Here is an 821-nt window from a genome sequence, read left to right as displayed (position 1 = left end):
CCCTCGGTCTCGCCCCCGACCTCTCCCTCCTCCTCGCCCTCGGTGTCCCCACCGGCGCCTGCCTCCTGGGCCTGACCGGTTGGGCGATCCTGCGGCGTGCCCGGCGTCCGCGGAAGCGTTCGGGCAACCCGGCCGTCAAGGTCGCCGCCCTGGCCGCGCTGGCCTGCACCGCCTACAGCGCCGACACCAGCTGGCGCTTCGCCGCCAACCACCTCGACATGGCAGGCACCGCCGAACGCGCCGCGATGTTCGCAGCCGCCGAACTCGCCCTCTTCGCGACCGCGTTGATGGCCAGACAGAACCTGGTCACCCAGGGAGCACCGGGAGTGCCGGGCACCTTGATCTGGGTCATCACCGCCGTGCAGGTGATCCCCGCCTACGCCGAGAGCGGGCCGGTCGGCGGCACCGTCCGCGCCTTCGTCGGCCCCGTGATGGCGGCGATGCTCTGGCACCTGGCCATGGGCCTGGAGGTGCGGCTGCGCTCCCCCGAAGCCGGCTCCCGGGGCCTGATCGCCACCCTCGCGCGGGAGGCACGCGAACGTCTCCTCTCCCGCCTGGGCCTGGCCGCCCGGGACCGGGACGCCGCGCAGATCACCCGCGACCGTGCCACCGCCCGCGCCGTCGCCCTGGCCGCCGCCCTCGCCGAGATGGCCCCCCAACAGCAGCGGAACCGACGCGGCCGACGCCTCACCCGCCGGCTGTCCAAGGCCCTGGGCAAAGCCTCGGTCGGGACCGACCCCGTCCGACGCGCCGAACTGCTCGACCAGCTCGCCGCCCGCCGCCACGCCCTCACCCTGGCGACGGTCCCCCTCCCCTCGCCC

The 821-nt window shown here is 75.5% G+C and carries 1 pseudogene; it reads left to right on the top strand.

The features are described from left to right. Positions 1 to 821 (top strand): annotated as a pseudogene (locus FNQ90_RS25380) (hypothetical protein); the annotation flags it as partial.

Origin of the sequence: Streptomyces alkaliphilus (assembly GCF_014141535.1) — a bacterium.
Lineage (GTDB): Bacteria > Actinomycetota > Actinomycetes > Streptomycetales > Streptomycetaceae > Streptomyces > Streptomyces alkaliphilus.
Note: the sequence above shows the minus strand (reverse complement) of the source record. Positions and strands in the feature narration are given on the sequence as shown.